General features: G+C 68.1%; 21 protein-coding genes. 8 read left to right on the top strand and 13 right to left on the bottom strand.

Annotation, left to right across the window (positions count from 1 at the left end; translation table 11 throughout):
• Positions 1-74: 74 nt before the first annotated feature.
• The 5 genes from hslO to V7E00_RS02810 all read right to left on the bottom strand — a co-directional run bounded on the left by hslO (position 75) and on the right by V7E00_RS02810 (position 2,267).
• Complete coding sequence (gene hslO / locus V7E00_RS02830) at positions 75-1,001, bottom strand: Hsp33 family molecular chaperone HslO (protein WP_333571166.1); 927 nt, start codon at positions 999-1,001, stop codon at positions 75-77.
• Between the two features lie 216 nt (positions 1,002-1,217).
• Positions 1,218-1,346, bottom strand: a complete 129-nt coding sequence (locus V7E00_RS02825; RefSeq protein ID WP_333571165.1) for a hypothetical protein — start codon at positions 1,344-1,346, stop codon at positions 1,218-1,220.
• Between the two features lie 48 nt (positions 1,347-1,394).
• Positions 1,395-1,748 carry a DUF6481 family protein gene (locus V7E00_RS02820; protein ID WP_333571164.1) on the bottom strand — a complete coding sequence of 118 codons (354 nt, stop codon included), beginning with the start codon at positions 1,746-1,748 and terminating at the stop codon, positions 1,395-1,397.
• A 3-nt stretch (positions 1,749-1,751) separates the two neighbouring features.
• A complete protein-coding gene (locus tag V7E00_RS02815) occupies positions 1,752-1,970 on the bottom strand; it encodes a hypothetical protein (protein ID WP_093294639.1) in 219 nt (72 codons plus the stop codon).
• Positions 1,971-2,060: 90 nt separating this feature from the next.
• Positions 2,061-2,267, bottom strand: a complete 207-nt coding sequence (locus V7E00_RS02810) for a cold-shock protein (RefSeq protein ID WP_333571163.1) — start codon at positions 2,265-2,267, stop codon at positions 2,061-2,063.
• A 230-nt stretch (positions 2,268-2,497) separates the two neighbouring features.
• On the opposite strand from V7E00_RS02810, the gene V7E00_RS02805 reads away from it, so the two are divergent.
• Positions 2,498-3,280 carry a hypothetical protein gene (locus V7E00_RS02805; protein ID WP_333571162.1) on the top strand — a complete coding sequence of 261 codons (783 nt, stop codon included), beginning with the start codon at positions 2,498-2,500 and terminating at the stop codon, positions 3,278-3,280.
• Positions 3,281-3,317: 37 nt separating this feature from the next.
• Entirely contained in the window at positions 3,318-3,608 is a 291-nt protein-coding gene (locus V7E00_RS02800; protein WP_333571161.1) for a hypothetical protein, read from the top strand.
• A 76-nt stretch (positions 3,609-3,684) separates the two neighbouring features.
• On the opposite strand, the gene argF is transcribed toward V7E00_RS02800, so the two are convergent.
• The 4 genes from argF to V7E00_RS02780 all read right to left on the bottom strand — a co-directional run bounded on the left by argF (position 3,685) and on the right by V7E00_RS02780 (position 8,457).
• Complete coding sequence (gene argF, locus V7E00_RS02795) at positions 3,685-4,602, bottom strand: ornithine carbamoyltransferase (protein WP_333571160.1); 918 nt, start codon at positions 4,600-4,602, stop codon at positions 3,685-3,687.
• 199 nt (positions 4,603-4,801) lie between these two features.
• Positions 4,802-5,998: an aspartate aminotransferase family protein gene (locus V7E00_RS02790; RefSeq protein WP_333571159.1), complete on the bottom strand. Its 1,197-nt coding sequence runs from the start codon at positions 5,996-5,998 to the stop codon at positions 4,802-4,804.
• Positions 5,999-6,119: 121 nt separating this feature from the next.
• The gene (locus tag V7E00_RS02785) at positions 6,120-7,526 is read right to left on the bottom strand and encodes a patatin-like phospholipase family protein (RefSeq protein ID WP_333571158.1); all 1,407 of its coding nucleotides are present in this window, start codon (positions 7,524-7,526) and stop codon (positions 6,120-6,122) included.
• Between the two features lie 91 nt (positions 7,527-7,617).
• On the bottom strand, positions 7,618-8,457 hold the full coding sequence (locus V7E00_RS02780; protein WP_333571157.1) for an ABC transporter permease: 840 nt from the start codon (positions 8,455-8,457) through the stop codon (positions 7,618-7,620).
• Between the two features lie 52 nt (positions 8,458-8,509).
• Between V7E00_RS02780 and V7E00_RS02775 the strand changes: the two genes are divergently transcribed.
• Together V7E00_RS02775 and parE are read left to right on the top strand one after the other, a co-directional pair.
• On the top strand, positions 8,510-9,247 hold the full coding sequence (locus V7E00_RS02775; protein ID WP_333571156.1) for a GcrA family cell cycle regulator: 738 nt from the start codon (positions 8,510-8,512) through the stop codon (positions 9,245-9,247).
• Between the two features lie 212 nt (positions 9,248-9,459).
• On the top strand, positions 9,460-11,436 hold the full coding sequence (gene parE / locus V7E00_RS02770; RefSeq protein ID WP_333571155.1) for a DNA topoisomerase IV subunit B: 1,977 nt from the start codon (positions 9,460-9,462) through the stop codon (positions 11,434-11,436).
• Between the two features lie 45 nt (positions 11,437-11,481).
• Here parE and V7E00_RS02765 read toward each other — a convergent pair whose 3' ends face one another.
• Complete coding sequence (locus V7E00_RS02765; protein ID WP_333571154.1) at positions 11,482-13,536, bottom strand: TonB-dependent siderophore receptor; 2,055 nt, start codon at positions 13,534-13,536, stop codon at positions 11,482-11,484.
• Between the two features lie 49 nt (positions 13,537-13,585).
• On the opposite strand from V7E00_RS02765, the gene V7E00_RS02760 reads away from it, so the two are divergent.
• Complete coding sequence (locus tag V7E00_RS02760; protein ID WP_333571153.1) at positions 13,586-14,746, top strand: DUF1624 domain-containing protein; 1,161 nt, start codon at positions 13,586-13,588, stop codon at positions 14,744-14,746.
• Here the strand turns inward: V7E00_RS02760 and V7E00_RS02755 are convergent.
• Genes V7E00_RS02755 through V7E00_RS02745 form a run of 3 tightly spaced genes read right to left on the bottom strand, consistent with a single transcriptional unit; the run spans position 14,741 to position 16,351 of the window.
• The gene (locus V7E00_RS02755; RefSeq protein WP_333571152.1) at positions 14,741-15,001 is read right to left on the bottom strand and encodes a hypothetical protein; all 261 of its coding nucleotides are present in this window, start codon (positions 14,999-15,001) and stop codon (positions 14,741-14,743) included. The genes V7E00_RS02760 and V7E00_RS02755 overlap by 6 nt on opposite strands.
• Positions 14,980-15,519, bottom strand: coding sequence for a GNAT family N-acetyltransferase (locus V7E00_RS02750; RefSeq protein WP_333571151.1), 540 nt, complete (start codon positions 15,517-15,519; stop codon positions 14,980-14,982). Before V7E00_RS02750 ends, V7E00_RS02755 begins: the two co-directional genes overlap by 22 nt.
• Before the next feature lies 1 nt (position 15,520).
• Positions 15,521-16,351, bottom strand: a complete 831-nt coding sequence (locus V7E00_RS02745) for a TIGR00266 family protein (RefSeq protein ID WP_333571150.1) — start codon at positions 16,349-16,351, stop codon at positions 15,521-15,523.
• A gap of 288 nt (positions 16,352-16,639) precedes the next feature.
• Here V7E00_RS02745 and V7E00_RS02740 point away from each other — a divergent pair, with 288 nt between their 5' ends.
• The 3 genes from V7E00_RS02740 to V7E00_RS02730 all read left to right on the top strand — a co-directional run bounded on the left by V7E00_RS02740 (position 16,640) and on the right by V7E00_RS02730 (position 20,503).
• Positions 16,640-18,136, top strand: coding sequence for a CoA-acylating methylmalonate-semialdehyde dehydrogenase (locus tag V7E00_RS02740; protein WP_333572363.1), 1,497 nt, complete (start codon positions 16,640-16,642; stop codon positions 18,134-18,136).
• Between the two features lie 187 nt (positions 18,137-18,323).
• The gene (locus V7E00_RS02735; protein ID WP_333571149.1) at positions 18,324-19,469 is read left to right on the top strand and encodes an acyl-CoA dehydrogenase family protein; all 1,146 of its coding nucleotides are present in this window, start codon (positions 18,324-18,326) and stop codon (positions 19,467-19,469) included.
• Complete coding sequence (locus V7E00_RS02730; protein WP_333571148.1) at positions 19,466-20,503, top strand: enoyl-CoA hydratase/isomerase family protein; 1,038 nt, start codon at positions 19,466-19,468, stop codon at positions 20,501-20,503. The genes V7E00_RS02735 and V7E00_RS02730 overlap by 4 nt, the downstream gene beginning before the upstream one ends.
• Positions 20,504-20,510 lie beyond the last annotated feature (7 nt).

The following is a 20,510-nucleotide window of genomic DNA, read 5'->3' as shown; positions in this document are numbered from 1 at the left end:
AAACTCCATCTCGGCGGCGGCGCCGCTCCCACAGCACCGCCCACCGATTCACATATCATAGGAGCGTTACGGCTTTACAACGCCGGCGGAACGAAATCGGCGAGTGCCACCGGGAACTGCTTGGAGCAGAACGCGCAGTCGACCTTGATCACGCCGCCCTCATCGGCCATCGCTGCCCGCTCCTCTTCCGGGAACTTGGCGAGGACCTGCTGGATATAGTCCGCCCCGCAGCGGCACCCGCGCGACAGGTCATGCCCGGCGAGCATGCGCACTTCGCTTTCCTCGTTGAACAGCCGCCACACCAGCCCTTCCAGATGGATCGCCGGGTCGGCCAGCTCGTCGGCGCCCATGGTGCTGCCCAGCGCCTCGACATGCTGCCACTCGGGGTGGTCGAGCCGCACGTGCAGGCGCTCGCGTCCCACTTCGCCCTCGGGCAGATGCTGGAGGAACAGGCCGCCGGCGATGATCCGGCCGGTCGCCTTGTCCTTCTGCACGCCCAGGCGCACCAGCGTCGGGATCTGCTCCGACTGGAGGAAATAGCTCTGCGCCGCCTCGGCGATCGACGCGCCTTCCAGCGGCACGATTCCCTGGTAGCGTTCCTTGGTGACCGCCTGATCGAACGTCACCGCGAGATAGCCGCCGTTGAACAGCGCGCTGAGCGACGGGTTCTTGCCGAGCTGGCTGAGACGCTTGGCATCGAACTGCACATAGCCGCGCAGCTCGCCATTCTTGTAGTCGCACACCATCAGGCTGACGATGCCGCGCTGGGTCTGCGCCTGCAGCGTCATCTGGCCCTCGGCATCCTTGAGTGTGCTGCCGAGCAGCGCGGTGAGGGTCAGCGCCTCCGCCAGCAGCTTTTCGATCGGCGCGGGATAGGCATGGGCCGAAAGGATCTCGTTCAGCACCGGCCCCAGCCGCGTGATGCGGCCGCGAACATGGCGGTCGGGAATGGCAAAGCCGGTCACGCGATCGAGATCGGCGGCGGGAACGGGGTTGGTCACGATTCGTCTCCGGCATTCGTTTGCGGCCGCGAGAAGTCAGGGTGACTCCGCGCGTTCCGACGAACGCATTTTCTGGGTTCGGAGGTGTAAATAGGGGCTTGCCGGCGGGAAACAATGCGGGTCGCCTTCAGCAGAAGCTGCCATCGCCCGCGCCGCGCGTATCGCAAAGCGTCGCCCGACGGCGGAAGGGGCACGCAGACGCGCGCCCCTTCTTCCTCAGCTTTTGAGGGTGGTCATCTCAACCGGCTTGCCCTTGCTGCTCGGGTTGGATGCGTTCTGCTTCGGAGGCTTCTCGGCCTTCGGCTTGCGAACTTCCTTGTTCGACTTCTTCTGACCCTTGGCCATCGCTGCTCCTGTACCTTGCGCCGTCACGACCGTGCGGTCGCGATCGGATCAGCGGGCGCGCTTGTTGTTCTTGCGCGCCGCATATCTGGCGTCGCGCGCGGCCTTGCGATCGGCCTCGGTCAACACCGGCACGGCCGCTGCGGCCTCGGCCGCAGCCTCTGCCGCACGGACCGCCTCGGCCTTGCTTTCCCGCTCGGCAGCGGCGCGTTCCTCGCGCTCGGCCAGCACCGCGGCGCGCTTCTCGGCGTCCGCACGTTCAGCGGCCAGGCGCCGCTCCTTGGCAGCCGCCAGGGTCACCGCATCCGCCGCGGGCCTTGCCCGCAGCTGGGCCAGCGCTTTGCGCTTGGCCTCGGACGCCGCAGTGGCGCGTTCCTGAAAATTCGGGGCTCTATATGCCGCCATATTCTACAAACTCCCCATGCGCGTAGGCACGCGCGTAACGGCACCGGCGATCACCTTGCTGCCATAGGCCTTGGCGATGATCGCCGTATCGGCCGCGCTGTTCATCACGACACGCGTTCCACCCGATTGCAGCGTCTCGATCGCGCTGATCGCGATCTTGCGCTTGGCGCAGGTCGCGACGACATGCTCCTTGGCCGCGCGCACATTGATTGCTCTGGACATGCAATCCTCCATTCCCTGAAGCAGGGTCTCCCCCGCCGGATCTTCATGGGTTCGGGCGAGCACCATGGCGCCCGCCCGAACTGCCGTGCTTCAGGCGGACTGAAGGTTCACCGCCGAGGTCTTGCCCCGACGGTCCGTCTCCAGCTCGTAGGTAACGCGCTGGTCCTTATCGAGCGTGTGCATGCCTGCGCGCTCGACGGCCGAGATGTGGACAAAGGCGTCGCCGCCGCCGCTTTCCGGCGCGATGAAGCCATAGCCCTTGTCGTTATTGAAGAATTTCACGGTTCCGGTGATCATTTCGGGCATCCTTTGTCCCAGGCATGACGGGCATGCGCCAACAGCGGCGCATCCCGGCTTCGGTGAGGCTAGAAAGGGACAAAGGGAGGAGCCGAGGCGGCCCGATATCCGTCGCATGCGACGTCAGCCCCATCCATATGGGGTGCCCGGCCGGGATTGTTAGGCGTCCTGTTCAATTTGTTCCGCAACCCGTTGAGTCTTGCGGCACCTATTTCTTCTATGAAGTAGATATGAAGATCTCGCTCGCGCCTTTCGCCGCCTTCGCCCCGGTCGCGCAGCCACGCGTCGGCGCCACCGGCACCGCCGCTGCACCGCTTTCCAAGGCGGAGGAGATCGCCGCCCGCAAGCTACAGGAGGCGAAGAGCGCCGTCGCCACGCTGGCGACGATCAAGACCAAGACCAGCGACGACGAGAGAGCGCGCGCGGCGCAGAAGGTGAAGGAGCTGAAGGCACGGCTCCAGGCGCTGAAGATGATCTATGCGAGCGATCCCAAGAAGCTCGCCAGAGCCGCCGCCCAGATCGCGCGCGAGCTCGCTGCGGCGGTGAAGAGCTATACCAGCGCCGGCGGAAGCACGATCGAGCTCGGCGGGGCGGAGGCCGGGGATGCATCTGCCGGCGGGGCTGCGCCGGGCGGCGAGGCCAAGGCGGAGGGCGCAGGCACAGGCGAAGCGACGCCCGCCGCCGAAGGCATCGGGAAGGACAAGACGGCGGCGGAGGGTGAAGCGACCAAGCCAGAGGCGACCGCACCCGAAGCGACCAAGCAGGCTGACCAAAAGCGCGCCGCCGACGCCGCGCGCGCGAAGGCCGATGACGAGTTCAAGAACGAAGCCCGCGCGCTCGCCCGCGAACTCAAGGCCGCGCTGCGCCGCAAGGACCACAAGCACCGCGACGACGATCCCCGCGACGGCGGCGACAAGCAATCGGCGGAGCAGGCACTCGCCTCGGTCGAACAGGCGGTAGGCGCGCTGCCGATCGCAGATCCCGGTGCGGTGAGTAGCGCGATGGGCGTCTGACGCTTCTGCCGCCTCTGCTCGCGTGCTAGCCTGATGCATGGCATCCGGTCCGGCGCCCGCTACTTTTCGCATCCTGCAAGGCTTGGGCAAGGCCGTCACCGTCGTGACGGGGCTCGTTTCGGCTACCTGTTTCCTGCCGTCTATCCCCGGTGCCGCGCTCTCCGGCATGGAGACCAACAGGGTCGTCGCGGATCACCTTGCAACCGCACCCCTGTTGTTCGGCATCTCCGCCGCTGCGTCGCTGGCGTGCATCGCGCGGATCACCTTGCTCCGTTTCGCGCTTGCGGTCGTGCCGTTGTCCATCGTGATCGTCCGCTGGGTGGCGTGAGAGTCGTCACTCCAGAAGGGGATCCGCTGACTCGTCCGCACACCCCTTCCGCTTGAGGGAAGGGGCGCGAAGGCTCTCAGAGTTGCCCGAAGCACCAGCGCAGGACGGACTTCTGCGCGTGGAGACGGTTCTCCGCCTCGGGCCAGATCAGCGATTGGGGACCGTCGATCACCGCGTCGGTCACTTCCTCGCCGCGATGCGCGGGCAGGCAGTGGAGGAAGCGGGCGTCGGGCTTGGCGGCGGCCATCAGCGCTTCGTCGACCTGGAAGGGCATCATCGCCTTGAGCTTGGTCTCGGCATGGGCCTGGCCCATCGAGATCCAGGTATCGGTGACGATGATGTCGGCGCCTTCCACCGCCTCGCGCGCGGTGCCGACCACGCGGGCACGGCCCTTGCCCTTCGCCACCTCGGCATCGCTCGGCTGATAGCCCTGCGGGCAGGCGGCGACGACGTCGAACTGCATCAGCCCGCCGGCTTCCATGATCGAGGCGAGCACGTTGTTGCCGTCGCCCAGCCATGCGACCTTGAGGCCCGGCAGCGCCTTGCCGGCCTCCAGGATGGTCAGCAGATCGGCCATGATTTGGCAGGGGTGCGAAGCGTCTGTCAGGCCGTTGATCACCGGCACGGTGGCGTGCGCCGCCATGTCGAGCACCTTCTGGTGATCGCCGGTGCGGATCATGATCGCGTCGACATAGCCGGAAAGCACGCGCGCGGTATCGGCGATGCTCTCGCCGCGACCGAGCTGCATGGAACCGGCGTCCATCACGATGCTGGTGCCGCCGAGCTGGCGGATCGCCATGTCGAACGAAACGCGGGTGCGGGTGGAGTTCTTCTCGAAGATCATCGCCAGCACGTGCCCGGCGAGCGGCGCGTCTGCGTCCGGCTTGCCCTTGGGCCAGCCGGCGCGGGCCTGCTTGCGGGACATCGCATCGTTGAGCATCGCCGCCATCGCGTCGGGGCCGGCATCGGTGAGATCGATAAAGTGGCGGGTCATGGTGGCTCCGCAAATGGCAGGGCAGGTGGGAGGATAACGCTCTTCAATTCCTCCCCTGCAAGGGGAGGTGGCAGGCCGCAGGCCTGACGGAGGGGTGTCCCCGCGGGAGGGGCGGTCCGCCGTCACCGGCCGGGACACCCCTCCACCGCCCTGCGGGCGGTCCCCCTCCCCCTCCGGGGGAGGATCGGCAGGACGAACCTCAGGCCGCAGCCGCGGGCGCAAAGCTGCGCGCACCCGCGCTCAGCTTGTCGATCGCTTCGGCGATGTGGCTCTCGTCGATCACCAGCGGCGGCAGCACGCGGAACACATTCTCGCCCGCCGCCACCGTCAGCAGCCCGTGATGGTCGCGCAGATGGGCGACGAAGTCGCGGCTCACCACCGTGTCCTTCATCTTGATGCCGAGCATCAGGCCCTTGCCGCGAATCTCCTCGAACAAATGATCATGGTTGGGGATCATCTGCTCGAAGGCCTGGCGGAGCCGCTCGCCCATGCGGGTGACATGCTCGAGGAAGCCGGGCTCCTCCATCACGTCGAGCACCGCCATGCCGGCGGCCATCGCCAGCGGGTTGCCGCCATAGGTGGAGCCGTGGGTGCCGGCCACCATGCCCTTGGCCGCTTCCTCGGTCGCCAGGCAGGCGCCGAGCGGGAAACCCGCGCCGATACCCTTGGCCGAGGTCATGATGTCGGGCGTGATGCCGTAATGCTCATAGGCCCACATCTTGCCGGTACGGCCATAGCCGCACTGGATCTCGTCGAGGATCAGCAGCAGGCCGTGCTCGTCGCAGGCCTTGCGCAGGCCCTGGATGAACTCGACCTTGCCAGCGGTCATGCCGCCCTCACCCTGGATCGTCTCGACCAGGAAGCCGGCGGTCTCGCCGTCGATCTTGGCGAGCGCGCCCTCCAGATCGTTGAACGGCACATAGTCGAAGCCCGGCAGCAGCGGCTCGAACCCGTCACGCATCTTCGGCTGGTCGGTCGCCGAAATCGCCCCCAGCGAGCGCCCGTGGAAGGCGTTCTTGAAGGTGATCAGCTTGTGCCGCTGCGGGTTGCCATTGGCATAGTGATAGCGGCGCGCGGTCTTGATCGCGCACTCGATCGCCTCGACGCCCGAATTGGTGAAGAACACCGTGTCGGCAAAGCTGTGCTTCAGGATGCGTGTCGCCAGCGCCTCGCCCTGCGGCGAGCCGTAGAGGTTCGACACGTGCATCAGCGTCGCGGCCTGGTCGGCAATCGCCTTCACCAGATGCGGGTGGCCATGGCCCAGCGCGTTGACGGCGATACCGGCGGCGAAATCGAGATAGCGTTCCCCTCGTTCACCGATCAGGTAGCAGCCCTCGCCTCGCACCGGCCGCACACCGCACCGCGGGTAGACGGGCATGAGCGGGGTGATGGTCATGGGAACTGTACCTCCTGAACAAACGAAAAGTGGGTGGAACTCCAGAAACGCAAAAGGGCGGCTATCCGGGCCGCCCGGAGCGGGTGTTTACGGCCCGTGGGGGGCAGAGGTCAACCTGCCTTTAGGGCTGGTTCGCCAGGCTTCGATTCCACTGCGCGGCGGCCCCGCGCGCGCGGCCGTAATCGGCGATGCACGCCATGTAGCGCGACGAGAATTGCAGCGGCCTGGCGGCGGCATCCAGCGCCTGCCACGCGGCGCAGCGCTTGCCGTTGAAGACATGGTCGAGCGGCGCCTCGCCGCCCGGGATCTCGGCATTGCCCAGATAGGCCATGTCCACCCCGCCCTGCAGGGCGCCCAGCGTTTCCACGCTGAACGCGGAGAAGCGATAGACCTGGGTCTCCAGCAGCTTCACCGCGCGCGCGGCCGCATCGGCGGCGGACCAGCGCTGGCGCGCGCCCTCGCCCCCGCTCCAGCGCGGTGCTTCCATGGTGGTGTTGACCATCAGCGTAACCTGCGCCCGTCCGCCGCCCGCGCCCTGGAAGGCACGCAGCACCGGCTCCAGGAACACGCCGAACCGGGCCCCGCCGTCCATGTACATCTCGGCGCCGCGGCTGGTTTCCAGCGTCATCGGCGGCACGCCGGGGGCGACCGACGACGAGGCAAGCAGCGCATCGACATAGCAGCCCTGGATCCGCGCCAGTTCGGCAGGGGCATCGGTCGCCAGCGTCCGCGCCGCCAGCTCGGTCATGTCGATGGCATAGCCTTCGCCGTCGTCGAGGTTGCTCACCCCCACGAACAGCTGGCGGTTCTGGTCGCGCCATTCGCGGCCGACCGCGCGCAACGTGCCGAGCGTCATGATCCTGCGCAGCCGATCCCGCAGCGGCGCGAAATGTGCTGCCGAGCCCCGGAACACCGTACCCAGCGCCGCCCCGCCCCGGCGGACCCGCATCAGATCGGCTTCGCGCGCGATCGAATAGGCAAGCACCAGATCGCCGACGTTCGACACATGGGGCTTCACCACGAAGCCGGTATCGCCCTGCTTGCCCGACAGCGGCCCGTCAACCCAGCTATAGTCGGTACGATCTTCCGGCACCGGCTGGTTGGCGAGGAACAGCAGCGTGCTCTGCAGCGAGCCGGTGCTGACGCCGGTGACGATGTCCCAGCTGGGCAGCCTGCCCATGCCGTAGAAGAAGCCGGCACCGAACGCGCCGTGCTGGCCGCCGCCGCTCAGCGCGAGAAACTGGTCGGAGGGCGCCTCGCGCCGCGGCGCCGCCGCCGCCGCGCTGGCCTTGGCCTGGCGCATCGCGCGGCGGGCGCGGAGGATGGCCCCCAGCCGTTCGCCCGCGCTGTCCGGCGCAGCCGCCTGCAACGCCGCCATGCCCGCAGACATGCGCACGGCGCTTGCCCGAAGGGTAAGCGGCACCAGCTGATAGGCACAGCCCAGGATCGGCTTGGGCCGCGGCTGGCTGCACCCGGCCAGCGACGCGCCCGCTGCGACGAGCAGCACCAACGACTTCCAGATCCGCATAATCCCCCACGATCTCCGCGATTCCGCCCCCGCGGAATCGTCCCCGATCGTCGTTATGCGCCGATTCGTTGGTTTTCCGTAACGCCGTCGTTCAGCTCTTGATCTTCCAGCCCCGGCGCAGGAGCGCGTAGCAGAACAGCCCCAGCACCACGTCGAGCGTCAGGATGACCACCGTGCCCAGCAGGATCGGCGAATCAGCGACGCCCAGGAAGCCGTAGCGGAAGCCGGAGATGATGTAGAAGAACGGGTTGGCATGGCTGATCGCGCGGAACACGGGCGATAGATTCTCGACCGAGTAGAAGGTGCCCGACAGCAGCGACAGCGGCGCCACCACGAAATTGGTGATCGCGGCGGCGTGATCGAACTTTTCCGCCCAGATCGACGTCAGCACGCCCATCAGCGCGAGGAACAGCGAGCCGAGGAAGCCGAACCACAGCACCGCCCAGAGATGCGCCGGGAAGACGTGCACGCCCCACAGGGCCATCGCCAGCCACACCGTGCCGCCGACGCAGAAGGCGCGCGTCACCGATCCGCCGGCCAGCGCGGCCAGCATCTCACCGGTCGAGAGCGGCGGCATCAGGTAATCGACGATCGTGCCCTGGATCTTGCCGACCAGCAGCGAGAAGCTGGCATTGGCGAAGGCGTTCTGCAGCATGCCCATCACGATCAGGCCGGGCCCGATGAAATCGGCGTAGTGAATCGGGACACCGTCGAGCACGAGCATCCGCCCGCCGCCACCCAGCGCCACCGTAAAGATCACCAGATACAGCAAGGTGGTGACGGCAGGCGCCCACACCGTCTGGAGCTGCACCTTGAAGAAACGGCGCACCTCCTTGATATAGAGGGTGCGCAAGCCTCCCCAGTTGACGTTGCGAATCACCGGAACGCCCGGCTCGGGAAGCTGTGAACCGATTTCGGGGTGGCTGCTCATGGCGCGATCGCGTACCCGCTGAAGCCGCTGCCCGCAAGACGAAGGAACCGAAGTGAGCTGGACCGACGAGCGTATCGAGACGCTGAAGAAGATGTGGGACAGCGGCCTGACCGCGACGCAGATCGCCGAGGAACTGGGCGGCGTGTCGCGCAACGCGGTGATCGGCAAGGCCCACCGCCTCGGCCTGCCCTCGCGCCCGTCACCGGTGAAGTCCAACGAAGCCAAGGCAGCCGCCGCGGCAGCCCCTGCGGCGGCGGCACCGGCCGAGCCCAAGCCGGCGCCCGCGGCCAAGCCTGCCCCGGCACCCGCGGCGCCGCGCCCCCAGGCGGCCGCGCCCGCACCGGCCCCGCGCCAGGCGCCCCCCGCGCCTGCGGCACCTGCGCCCGTCGACGATGCCGACTTCGACAGCGACTCCGAGGCTGCCGAGGCCGCGGCACCGCGCGCGCCGCAGCCGGTGCTCCGCTCGGTCGGCCCGGGCGGCTTCATCCGCCAGAATCCGGGTGAGCAGGCCCCGCCGAGCACCCCCGCCCCGCCTCGCCGCCTCGTCCCCGCCAAGCCCAGCGAGGCGATCGCCGGCAAGACGACGCTGCTCGATCTGAACGACAAGATCTGCAAATGGCCGCTCGGCCACCCCGGCGAGCCGGACTTCCACTTCTGCGGCGAGAAGGTGAACCCGGGCTTCCCCTATTGCGTCGATCACTGTGGCCATGCCTATCAGGCACAGCTTCCCCGCCGCGACCGTCGCCCGGCGCCGCCGATGCCGTTCGGCGGCACCCCGCGGCCGCGTTGAGGCTCGGCAAGCCTCTCCACCCGCGTTCCCCTCCCGCTTGCGGGAGGGGCTAGGGGAGGGGCTGAAATCCAGTTGCGCTTCTTCCACATCGGTCCCTCCCCCGACCCCTCCCGCGAGCGGGAGGGGAGCGATGGCCGCTAACTCCCCCTCCGGCAAATCCCTCCCCCACCCCCGCCTTGCGCGGGAGCCCCCGCACCCCCTATACGTTCCGCATGTCCGAAGACCTCTTCGCTGCGCCCTCCGTCCCCGCCGGCACCTATGACGCCTCGTCGATCGAGGTGCTCGAAGGGCTGGAGCCGGTGCGGCGCCGGCCGGGCATGTATATCGGCGGCACCGACGAGCGCGCGCTCCACCATCTCGCCGCCGAAATCCTCGACAATGCGATGGACGAGGCCGTCGCGGGGCACGCCAACCGCATCGAAGTGACGCTGTCGGCGCCCAACCGCATCACCATCGTCGACAATGGCCGCGGCATGCCGGTCGATCCGCACCCGCGCTTCCCGGACAAGTCGGCGCTCGAGGTGATTCTCTCGATGCTGCACTCGGGCGGCAAATTCTCGGGCAAGGCCTATGCCACCTCGGGCGGCCTGCACGGCGTCGGCATCTCGGTGGTCAACGCGCTTTCGGTCGACACGGTGGTCGAGGTCGCGCGCGACAAGCAGCTCTACCGCCAGCGCTTCAGCCAGGGCCAGACGCTGGGGCCGCTGGAGAAGCTGGGCGGCACGCCCAACCGGCGCGGCACCAGCGTCGCCTTCACCCCCGATCCCGAGATCTTCGGCGAGATGCTGTTCAAGCCGGCGCGGCTGTACAAGCTCGCACGCTCCAAGGCCTATCTGTTCGCCGGCGTAGAGATCCGCTGGAAGTGCGATCCGAGCCTGATTACGGACGATACGCCGGCCGAGGCCGTGTTCCAGTTCCCCGGCGGCCTCGCCGATCACCTGAAGGAGCAGGTGGGAGCGCGCGAATGCGCCACCGCCGATTTCTTCGCGGGCACCCAGGAATTTCCCGATGCGCAGGGCCGCGTCGAGTGGGCGGTAGCCTGGCCGCTGTGGAGCGACGGCAGCTATAGCTGGTATTGCAACACCATCCCCACGCCCGACGGCGGCACCCACGAACAGGGCCTGCGCCAGGCGCTGGTGCGGAGCTTGCGAAGCTTCGCCGACCTGGTCGGCAACAAGAAGGCCAAGGACCTCAACCCGGACGACGTGGTGACGGGCTCCGAGGTTATGCTCTCGGTCTTCATCCGCGAGCCGCAGTTCCAGAGCCAGACCAAGGACCGCCTCACCAGCCCCGAGGCGACCGCGCTCGTCGAAAAGGCGGTGCGCGACCATTTCGACCATTTCCTCACCGACAATATGGAGCGCGGCAAGGCGCTGCTCGGCTATGTGCTGGAGCGGATGGACGATCGTCTGCGCCGCAAGCAGGAGCGCGAGGTCAAGCGCAAGTCGGCCACGACGGGTCGCAAGCTGCGGCTGCCGGGCAAGCTGACCGACTGTTCGGCGGACAGCCCTGAAGGCACCGAGCTGTTCATCGTCGAAGGCGATTCGGCCGGCGGTTCGGCCAAGCAGGCGCGCGACCGCAAGACGCAGGCGATCCTGCCGATCCGCGGCAAGATCCTCAACGTCGCCAGCGCGACTTCGGCCAAGATCCTCGCCAACCAGGAAATCGCCGACCTGATCCAGGCGCTGGGCTGCGGCACGCGCAAGGACTGCGACGCCAGCCATCTGCGCTACGAACGCATCATCATCATGACCGACGCCGATGTCGACGGCGCGCACATCGCGACGCTGCTGATGACCTTCTTCTTCCAGGAAATGCCGGATCTGGTGCGCAAGGGGCACCTCTACCTCGCCCAGCCGCCGCTCTACCGGCTGACGGTGGGATCGAAGAGCCTCTACGCTCGCGACGATGCGCACCGCATCGAGATCGAGAAGACGGCGTTCAAGGGCAAGAAGGTGGAGGTCAGCCGGTTCAAGGGTCTCGGCGAGATGAACCCGAACCAGCTCAAGGAAACCACCATGGACCCCAAGACGCGCGGCATGCTGCGCGTGACGCTGCCCCAGGAATATGAGGAGCGCGCAGGGGTAAAGGACCTGGTCGACCGGCTGATGGGCAACAACCCGGCCCACCGCTTCGCCTTCATCCAGGAGAATGCGGCGCGGCTGGACGAAGAGGTGATCGACGCCTGAGGCGGAGGGGCGGGCAGCGCCCCCCCGCGCGCCCGCCCGCCCCGGTCAGTAGCTGATCCGCACCGAGCCTCGCACCGTGCGCGGCGCTCCGGGATAGACCCACAGGCTGCTGTACGAGCTCATCGCATAGTGCGCGTCGAACAGGTTGTCGGCCTCCAGCCGTACGCTCACCCGGCGCGAGAAGGCATATTCCGCCGCGGCCTTCGCCTTCACATAGGCCGGCAGCACCAGCCCGCTGCCGTCGATCGCGCCGGTGCGCTCGCCGACATAGGCAAGCCCGCCGCTCACCGAAGGCCCGCGCCCGTTCGCGTCGAGCAAGCGACCGAGCAGGAACACGGTGCCCGCATGGGTCGGCACGTCCAGCACGCGATCGGTCGCGAAGCTGCGGTCCAGCGTGCGGGCATGCGTCCAGGCATAGTTGGCGACCAGCTGCCAGTTGCGGCCGAGCTTGGCCGAGCCGTCAAGCTCGATGCCGTGGCTCTTCAGCCGGCCGACCGGCGCGTTGAAATTGGGATCCACCGGATCGTTGGTCAGGATGTTGCGCTTCTCGATGGCGAACCAGCTCGCCGAGAGGTCCACGCCCGGCAGCCGCGCCGAGGCGCCGAGCTCATAGCCCTTCCCCGTTTCGGGCGCGAAGCCGCCGCCCGCACGGCCCGTCCCCGAATTGAGCACGAAATTCTCGCCCCAGTTGGCGTGAAGCGCAAAGCGCGGATCGAGCCGGTATTGCGCGCCCATCCGGAAATGCACCGGATTGTCGACCGCCCTGCCCACTGCGCCGGTGCGGTTGTTGGTGATGCGCTGGCGATAGGGATCGTAGCGGACCGCGCCGCTCAGCGTCAGCCGATCGGTGACTTCCCACAGATCCTGGAGATAGGCGGTAGCGGCCCAGCGCTTCTCGCGATTGTCGACAAAAGGGGCCAGCGGCAGCGCGGTGCCGCCATAGACCGGCGCGAACACATCGATCGCATAGGACGCCGCTGCCGTGGGGTTCCGACGGAGCAGCAGTTCGTGATAGTCGAGCACATAGCCCTTCACCCCGAAACTGAGATGGTGGCGGGCAATCCGGCCGGTGAGCTCCATCCGGGCCGAGACATCGTCCACGGTATAGCCGCGCTCGCGCCGCTGCCGCCACAGGCTGGTGCCGACCAGCCGCGACTGGTCCGCAGAGAATCCGCGCAGCGAACCCGTCCGCCAGGCTAGGCCGCCGTTCAGCGCCCAGCCGCCGCCAAACGCGACCTCCCCGGTCAGCTGGTGGCGTTCGTTGCGGAAGCGGGTGACGCCGTTCGCCGGCTCGCCATAATACCGGTTGCGCGGCAGGGCATTGGCATCGCCGGCAATGGCCGGGATGCCGCGGTCGAACGGCGTGTCGAAACGGGTGATTTCGCCCACATAGGTGAGCTGCACGCCGTCCGACGGGCGCCAGGTGAGCGAGGGCGCCACCACGCGCCGCTTGAGCGTCACGAAATCACGCCAGCCGTCGCTGTCCTCGCCCGCCGCGACGACACGCGCCGCCAGGGTGCGGGTGAGCGGCTGGTTCACGTCCAGCTCGACGCGCCGCGTATCGAACGAACCATAGGTCAGCGTCGCGCTGCCGGTGGCGGTGAAGCCCGGCGTCTTGCTGACCAGGTTCACCCGTCCGCCGGGATCGGCATCGCCGAACAGCGCGCCCATCGGCCCCTTGAGCAGTTCGATCCGCTCGGTCGTGGCAGGATCGCGCGGCGGGGCCATGCCGCGATTGGCGAGGAAGCCGTCGACATAATATTCGGCACCGCCATCCGGCGTGCCCAGGAAGCCGCGGATCGCAAAATTGTCCATCACGCCGCCGCGATTGTTCTGGTTGCTGACGCCGCTGATCAGTTCAAGCGCATCGGCGAGACGATAGGCTCCCGCAGCGGTGAGCAGGTCGCGCTCCAGCACCCGGCTGGATTGCGACATGCGTTCGGTGGCCGGATCGGCCGAAAGCGCGCGATCCGCATGCTGCTCGCGCGTGCCGAGCACAACGATTTCCTGGCTGGCGGGATCGGTATCCGGCTCCCGCTCGTCGGCAGCGGCGGGGAAGATCGCGCCCATCGAAAGCAAGGCGGCCGTGGCAAATGTCACGCGCAAAATAGGTTGCCCTTTGTGTAATGTTGTATCATTGCGCTGCAGCATGTTGCAGAGCTTGTCAACCGTCCGCCCTGACGTTTCCGCCCGCACGCGCATCCGCTCCATCGACGCGCTTCGAGGGCTGGTGATGCTGCTGATGCTGGTCGATCATACCCGCGAATCCTTCTATTCGCAGGTGCCGGTGTCCGATCCGCTGGGGACGGACACGCCGCCTGCGCTGTTCGTCACCCGGCTCGCCGCGCATTTCTGCGCCCCGGTCTTCGTGTTCCTGACCGGCCTGGCGGCATGGCTGTATGGCCGGTCCCGCGGCGGGGCAGCCGCGGCTTCCGACTTCCTGTGGAAGCGCGGCCTGTTCCTGATCGTGCTGGAGCTGACCGTGGTCAACTTCGCCTGGAGCTTCGATCCGACGCCGCCGATGCATTATCTGCAGGTGATCTGGGTGATCGGGCTGGCCATGCTGGCGCTGGCGGTGCTCGTCCATCTCCCCCGCTCCGCCCTGATCGCGCTCGGCCTCGCGATCGTGCTGGGCCATAATCTGCTGGACGACGTCCATGTGGCAAGCGGACCGGGCCGGGTGCTGTGGGCGGTGCTGCACGAACGCGCCGTCCTTGATCTGCCATGGGGTGGGCATGTGCGGATCAGCTATCCGCTGCTGCCCTGGATCGGGGTGATCGCGCTCGGCTATGCACTGGGGCCGTGGTTCGCGCCCGATGCCGACGGCGCGGCACGCCGGCGGGGGCTGGTGACCCTGGGGGCCGCCGCGCTGGCGCTGTTCGTGCTGCTGCGCGCGACCAGTCTCTATGGCGACCTCCACCCGTGGCAGGCGGGCAAGGACGCGCTCGGCACCGCGCTGCAGTTCGTCAACCTCACCAAATATCCGCCCTCGGCCGACTTCGTGCTGGCGACGCTGGGCGTGGGGCTGATCGTGCTCGCGGCGTTCGAGCGGCTGTCGGCGCGGGCCGCCGGGCTGCTGGCGGTGCTGGGCAGCGCGCCGCTGTTCTTCTACCTGCTCCACCTGTATCTGCTGGGCGGCTTGAACCAGCTGGGCCGCCGGCTCGCGGGCGTGGACGGGCCGATCAGCGTACCCGATGTCGCCGCGCTGTGGCTGCTGGCAGCGGGCGTCGCGGTGCCATGCTGGTTCGCTACCCGCGCCTTTGGCAACCTCAAGCGCAGGAGCGACGCGTGGTGGCTTCGCTACCTATAGGTCGCCCCGCATCCGCCGCTGGTGGTATTTCACCCGCACGGTGATGCCGAGCACCATCAGGAAGAAGGCCAGCCCCAGCACCGCCGCGGGCACCGCGACCGGCATCGGCAGCACCTTGGCCCTGAGCGCCGCGAGCAGCGCGCCGAGCACCGCCAGCCATACCGCACCCATCCGCAGCGGCCGCGCTATTTGCCGCAGCTCGGCCTTGTAGGCGGCACGTTCGGCAGGGTCGTTCAGGCGGGGCGGGGTCGGCATGTCCAGTCTTCCTTCAGCAGCCCGTAGAGCGTGGTGTCGCGAATGCCGATATGGGTTTCCCATTCGGCGCGCAGCACGCCCTCCAGCCGGAAGCCCAGCCGTTCGAGCAGCCGGCGCGAATACACATTGTCCGGGTCCGTGTCCGCAAAAACCCGCCGCTGGCCTTCGGCGAGGAAGAGCTGGTCGAGCGTGGCGACGAGCGCCTCCTCGGCAATTCCCTGCCCCCAATGCTGCCGGGCGAGCAGATAGCCGATCTCGCTTACGTTCGGCCGCTTCTCGCCAACAGCGACATAGCCGATGGCGGCATCCTGCTCGCGAAACGTGATCGCCCACACGCGCCAGGCGGGGTCGCCACGCGCCAGGCTGGCGCGGGTCTGGTCGACGGTCAGGTGGGGCGCGTGGCTCCACCAGCGCATCAGCGCGGCGTCGGACAGGCTGGGGAACAGCGCCTCCGCATCGTCCACGGTGCGCGGCCGCAGGCGCAGCCGCGCGGTGGCCAGCACCGGCGTTTCGGCCATCTCAGCGATTGCCGCCGATGAAGTCGCCGAGACCACCCAGCACCGATCCCTCGCCACGATTATGCCCGCCCCCATTCGCCGCCGCGAGCATCCGCCCCGCCAGCCGCGCGAACGGCAGCGACTGGATCCACACCTTGCCGGGGCCGCGCAGCCGCGCGAAGAACACGCCCTCGCCGCCGAAGAGCATGCTGCGCACCCCGCCGACCGAGACGAGGTCGAAATCCACCGACGGGGTGAGTGCTGCGAGGCAGCCGGTATCGACATGGAGTTCTTCGCCCGGCGCCAGTTCGCGCTCGACGATCGCGCCGCCCATCTGGACGAACACCCAGCCATCGCCGTCGAGCCGCTGCATGATGAAGCCCTCGCCGCCGAACAGCCCGGTCATCACCCGGCGCTGGAAGGCGATGCCTATCTGCACGCCCTTGGCGGCGGCGAGGAACGCGTCCTTCTGGCAGATCAGCGTGCCGCCGATATCGGCCAGCCGCAGCGGCACGATCGCGCCCGGCGTCGGGGAAGCAAAGGCGACGCGTGCCTTGCCGCTGCCCTGGTGGGTGAAGACGGTGGTGAACAGCCCCTCGCCCGTGACCAGCCGCTTTCCGGCCCCGAGCAGCTTGTCCATGATTCCGCCGGCGGCGTTGCTGCCGTCGCCGAAAACGGTCTGCATGACGATCGGTGCATCCTTCCACACCATCGCGCCGGCTTCGGCCACGGCACTTTCGCCCGGATCGAGCTCGATCTCGACGAACTGCAGTTCCTGTCCCTTGATCTCGAAATCGATGTCGTCGGCATAGCCTTCGCGGCGCGTGTGCGACCAGGGGCTCATCGGCGGCATGGGTCTCTCCTGCATGTGTTGCAGCGGTGTACTACACCAAAGGCGGTGGCGCGGGAAAGCCTCTCCACTTCCCAGCCGTCATTCCCGCGAAGGCGGGAATCCATTTGCCAGGACGCTGGGGATGGCGCCGCGCCGTTCCATCAATGGATCCCCGCCTTCGCGGGGATGACGCGAGAGGATGCGTTGCCCCTCCCCATCGCCCGGGGTGACATCGGGAAGGCGCTGTGTCATTGCGCAACTTAATTACAACGGATGAGTCGGCGTCCAGCCGATCCGCAGGAGAGTATGATGCGTGTTATCGATCATGTGATCGTCGGCCATGCCGGTGGCGGCGCAGGCCGGACGGCGGACGTTTTCGACCCCAATAGCGGCGCCGTGCAGGCACAGGTGCCGCTCGGCACCGCCGCCGATCTCGACCGCGCCATCGCCGCCGCCCAGGCCGCGCAGCCTGGCTGGGCCGCGACCAACCCGCAGCGCCGCGCCCGCGTGATGTTCCGCTTCAAGGAGCTGGTCGAGGCGAACATGGACGCGCTCGCGCACCTGCTCTCCTCCGAACACGGCAAGGTGATCGCAGACTCGAAGGGCGATATCCAGCGCGGGCTCGAGGTGATCGAATTCGCGTGCGGTATCCCGCACGCGCTGAAGGGCGAGTACACCCAGGGCGCCGGCCCCGGGATCGACGTCTATTCGATGCGGATGCCGCTCGGCATCGGTGCCGGAATCACCCCGTTCAACTTCCCGGCGATGATCCCGATGTGGATGTTCGGGGTGGCGATCGCCTGCGGCAATGCCTTCATTCTCAAGCCTTCCGAGCGTGACCCGAGCGTCCCCGTCCGCCTCGCCGAGCTGATGCTGGAGGCCGGCGCACCGGCGGGCATCCTGCAGGTGGTGCAGGGCGACAAGGAAATGGTCGACGCGATCCTCGATCATCCGGCGATCAGCGCGGTGAGCTTCGTCGGATCGTCGGACATCGCGCACTATGTCTATCGCCGCGGCGTCGAGGCGGGGAAGCGCGTTCAGGCGATGGGCGGCGCCAAGAACCACGGCATCGTCATGCCGGACGCCGATCTCGACCAGGTCGTGGCGGACCTCTCCGGCGCCGCGTTCGGCTCCGCGGGCGAGCGCTGCATGGCGCTGCCGGTGGTGGTGCCGGTCGGCGACAAGACCGCCGATGCCCTGCGCGAGAAGCTGATCCCGGCGATCGAGGCGTTGCGGGTGGGCGTCTCCACCGATGCCGAGGCGCAGTACGGCCCGGTCGTCAACGCCGCGCACAAGGCGCGCGTGGAAGGCTGGATCCAGACCGGCGTCGACGAAGGCGCCGAGCTGGTGATCGACGGCCGCGGCTTCCAGCTGCAGGGGCATGAACAAGGCTTCTTCATCGGCCCGTCGCTGTTCGACCGCGTCACGCCAGCGATGAAGAGCTACCAGGAGGAGATCTTCGGCCCGGTCCTCCAGATCGTCCGCGCGCCCGATTTCGAGACCGCGCTGCGCCTGCCGAGCGAGCACCAGTACGGCAACGGCGTCGCCATCTTCACCCGCAACGGCCATGCCGCGCGCGAATTCGCCGCGCGGGTGAATGTCGGCATGGTCGGCATCAACGTACCGATCCCGGTACCGGTGGCGTATCACAGCTTCGGGGGGTGGAAGCGCTCGGCCTTCGGGGACGTCAACCAGCACGGCATGGAAGGCGTCCGCTTCTGGACCAAGGTAAAGACCGTCACCCAGCGCTGGCCCGACGGCGCCCCCGACGGCAGCAACGCCTTCGTCATCCCGACCATGGGGTGATGCGGGTGCTGGCAGACCCCTCGATCCTCCCCGGCACGGGGCGGCGGACCGCGCGGCACAGCCGCGTGGTGGAGGGGGGCCGCCACACCGAACTCGCTTGCTGCACGCCCCCTCTACCGTTCGCTGCGCGAATGGTCCCCCTCCCCGTTCCGGGGAGGATTTTCCCAGATCCAACACGGCTGAACCCATGACCCACCAGTTCGACCTCACCGACGACCAGCGCCAGATCCAGGAGATGGCGCAGAAGTTCACCGCCGATGCGATCACCCCGCATGCGGCCGAGTGGGACGAGAAGCACATCTTCCCGCGCGAGACGATTCGGGCCGCCGCCGAGCTCGGCTTCGCCGCGATCTACGTCTCGGAGGAATCGGGCGGCATCGGCCTTGGCCGGCTCGAGTCCGCGCTGATCTTCGAAGCCATGTCCTATGGCTGCCCCTCCACATCCGCGTTCATCTCGATCCACAACATGGCCGCCTGGATGATCGACCGGTTCGGCGCCCAGGGCGTGAAGGACAAGTATCTCCCCAGCCTGGTCACCATGGACCGGCTGGCGAGCTACTGCCTCACCGAACCGGGCTCCGGCTCGGACGCCGCTGCGCTCAAGACCCGTGCCGTGTGCGACGGCGATCATTATGTCGTGACCGGCACCAAGCAGTTCATCTCGGGCGGCGGCGAGAACGATCTCTACCTCACCATGGTCCGCACCGGCGAGGACGGCCCCAAGGGCATTTCCTGCCTCGCGATCGAGAAGGACATGCCCGGCGTCAGCTTCGGCGCGCAGGAGCGCAAGCTCGGCTGGCACTCGCAGCCGACCGCGCAGGTGAACTTCGATTCCGTCCGCGTGCCGGTCGAGAACCTGATCGGTGCCGAGGGCGAAGGCTTCCGCATCGCGATGATGGGGCTCGATGGCGGCCGGCTCAACATCGGGGCCTGCTCGCTGGGCGGCGCCCAGCGCTGCCTCGACGAGGCGATCCGCTACACCCGGGAGCGCAAGCAGTTCGGCAAGGCGATCGCCGATTTCCAGAACACCCAGTTCATGCTCGCGGACATGGCCACCGAGCTGGAGGCGGCGCGCGCCCTGCTCTACCTCGCCGCCGCCAAGGTGACCGCGAATACCCCCGACAAGACCCGCTTCGCCGCGATGGCCAAGCGGCTGGCGACCGATACCGGCTCCGCGGTGGTCGATCGTGCGCTGCAGCTGCACGGCGGCTATGGCTATCTAATGGACTATCCCATCGAACGCTTCTGGCGCGACCTGCGCGTGCACTCGATCCTGGAGGGCACCAACCAGGTGATGCGAATGATCGTCGGCCGGGAACTGGTGCGCGAATGAGCGACGTCCTGACGCAGCTGGAAGGCGCCGCCGCGCGCCTCCGCCTCAACCGGCCCAAGGCGCTGCACGCGCTCAACACCGGCATGTGCCAGACGATGCTGGACGCGCTCGACGCCTGGGAGCACGACGACGCCGTCCACATCGTCCTGCTCGACCATGCCGAGGGCCGCGGCTTCTGCGCCGGCGGCGACATCCGCATGATCGCGGAGAGCGGCGCCGGCGACGGCAAGGGCGCGGCGGACTTCTTCCGCGTCGAATACCGGCTCAACCACCGGCTGTTCACCTATCCCAAGCCGGTCGTCGCCTTCGCCGACGGTATCGTGATGGGCGGCGGTGTCGGCATCTCGCAGCCGGCGCGGCTCCGGGTAGCGACCGAAAACACCAGGTTCGCCATGCCCGAGACGGGCATCGGCCTGTTCCCGGACGTGGGCGGCGGCTGGTATCTCTCCCGCCTGCCGGGGCGAATGGGCGAGTATCTGGCGCTGACCGGCCACCGGCTCGACGGCGCCGAATGCCTCGCGCTCGGCCTCGCCACCCATTATCTTCCGGCCGAGGCGCTGGCGTCCGCCAAGGCGCAGATCGCCACCGCGCCCGACAAGGCGCTGGCGATCCTCACCGACCTTTCCGCCGAGCCGCCGATCGCGAAGATCCTGGCCCACTATGCCGATATCGACCGGCTGTTCGCCGGCGACACGGTGGAGGACATCTTCGCCGCGCTCGAAGCCGAGGACAGCGAATGGGCCGCCGCGACGCTCGCGACGCTGCGCGCCAAGTCGCCCCAGGCCTGCAAGGTATCGCTGCGGATCCTTCGCGAGGGCCGCGAGATGCCCGATTTCGCTGCCGAGATGCGCCAAGAATATGCCGTCGCCACCCGCGTCTGCCGCCTGCCCGACTTCGCCGAAGGCGTGCGGGCGGTGATCCTCGACAAGGATAATGCGCCCCGCTGGTCGCCCGCCACCCCCGACGCGGTGGACAGCGCCGCGATCGACGCCATCTTCGCCCCCCTGCCCGCCGACGCGGCCTGGGCGCCCTGAACGGAGA

Source organism: Sphingomonas sp. (assembly GCF_036731925.1).
Classification (GTDB): domain Bacteria; phylum Pseudomonadota; class Alphaproteobacteria; order Sphingomonadales; family Sphingomonadaceae; genus Sphingomonas.
Note: the sequence above shows the minus strand (reverse complement) of the source record. Positions and strands in the feature narration are given on the sequence as shown.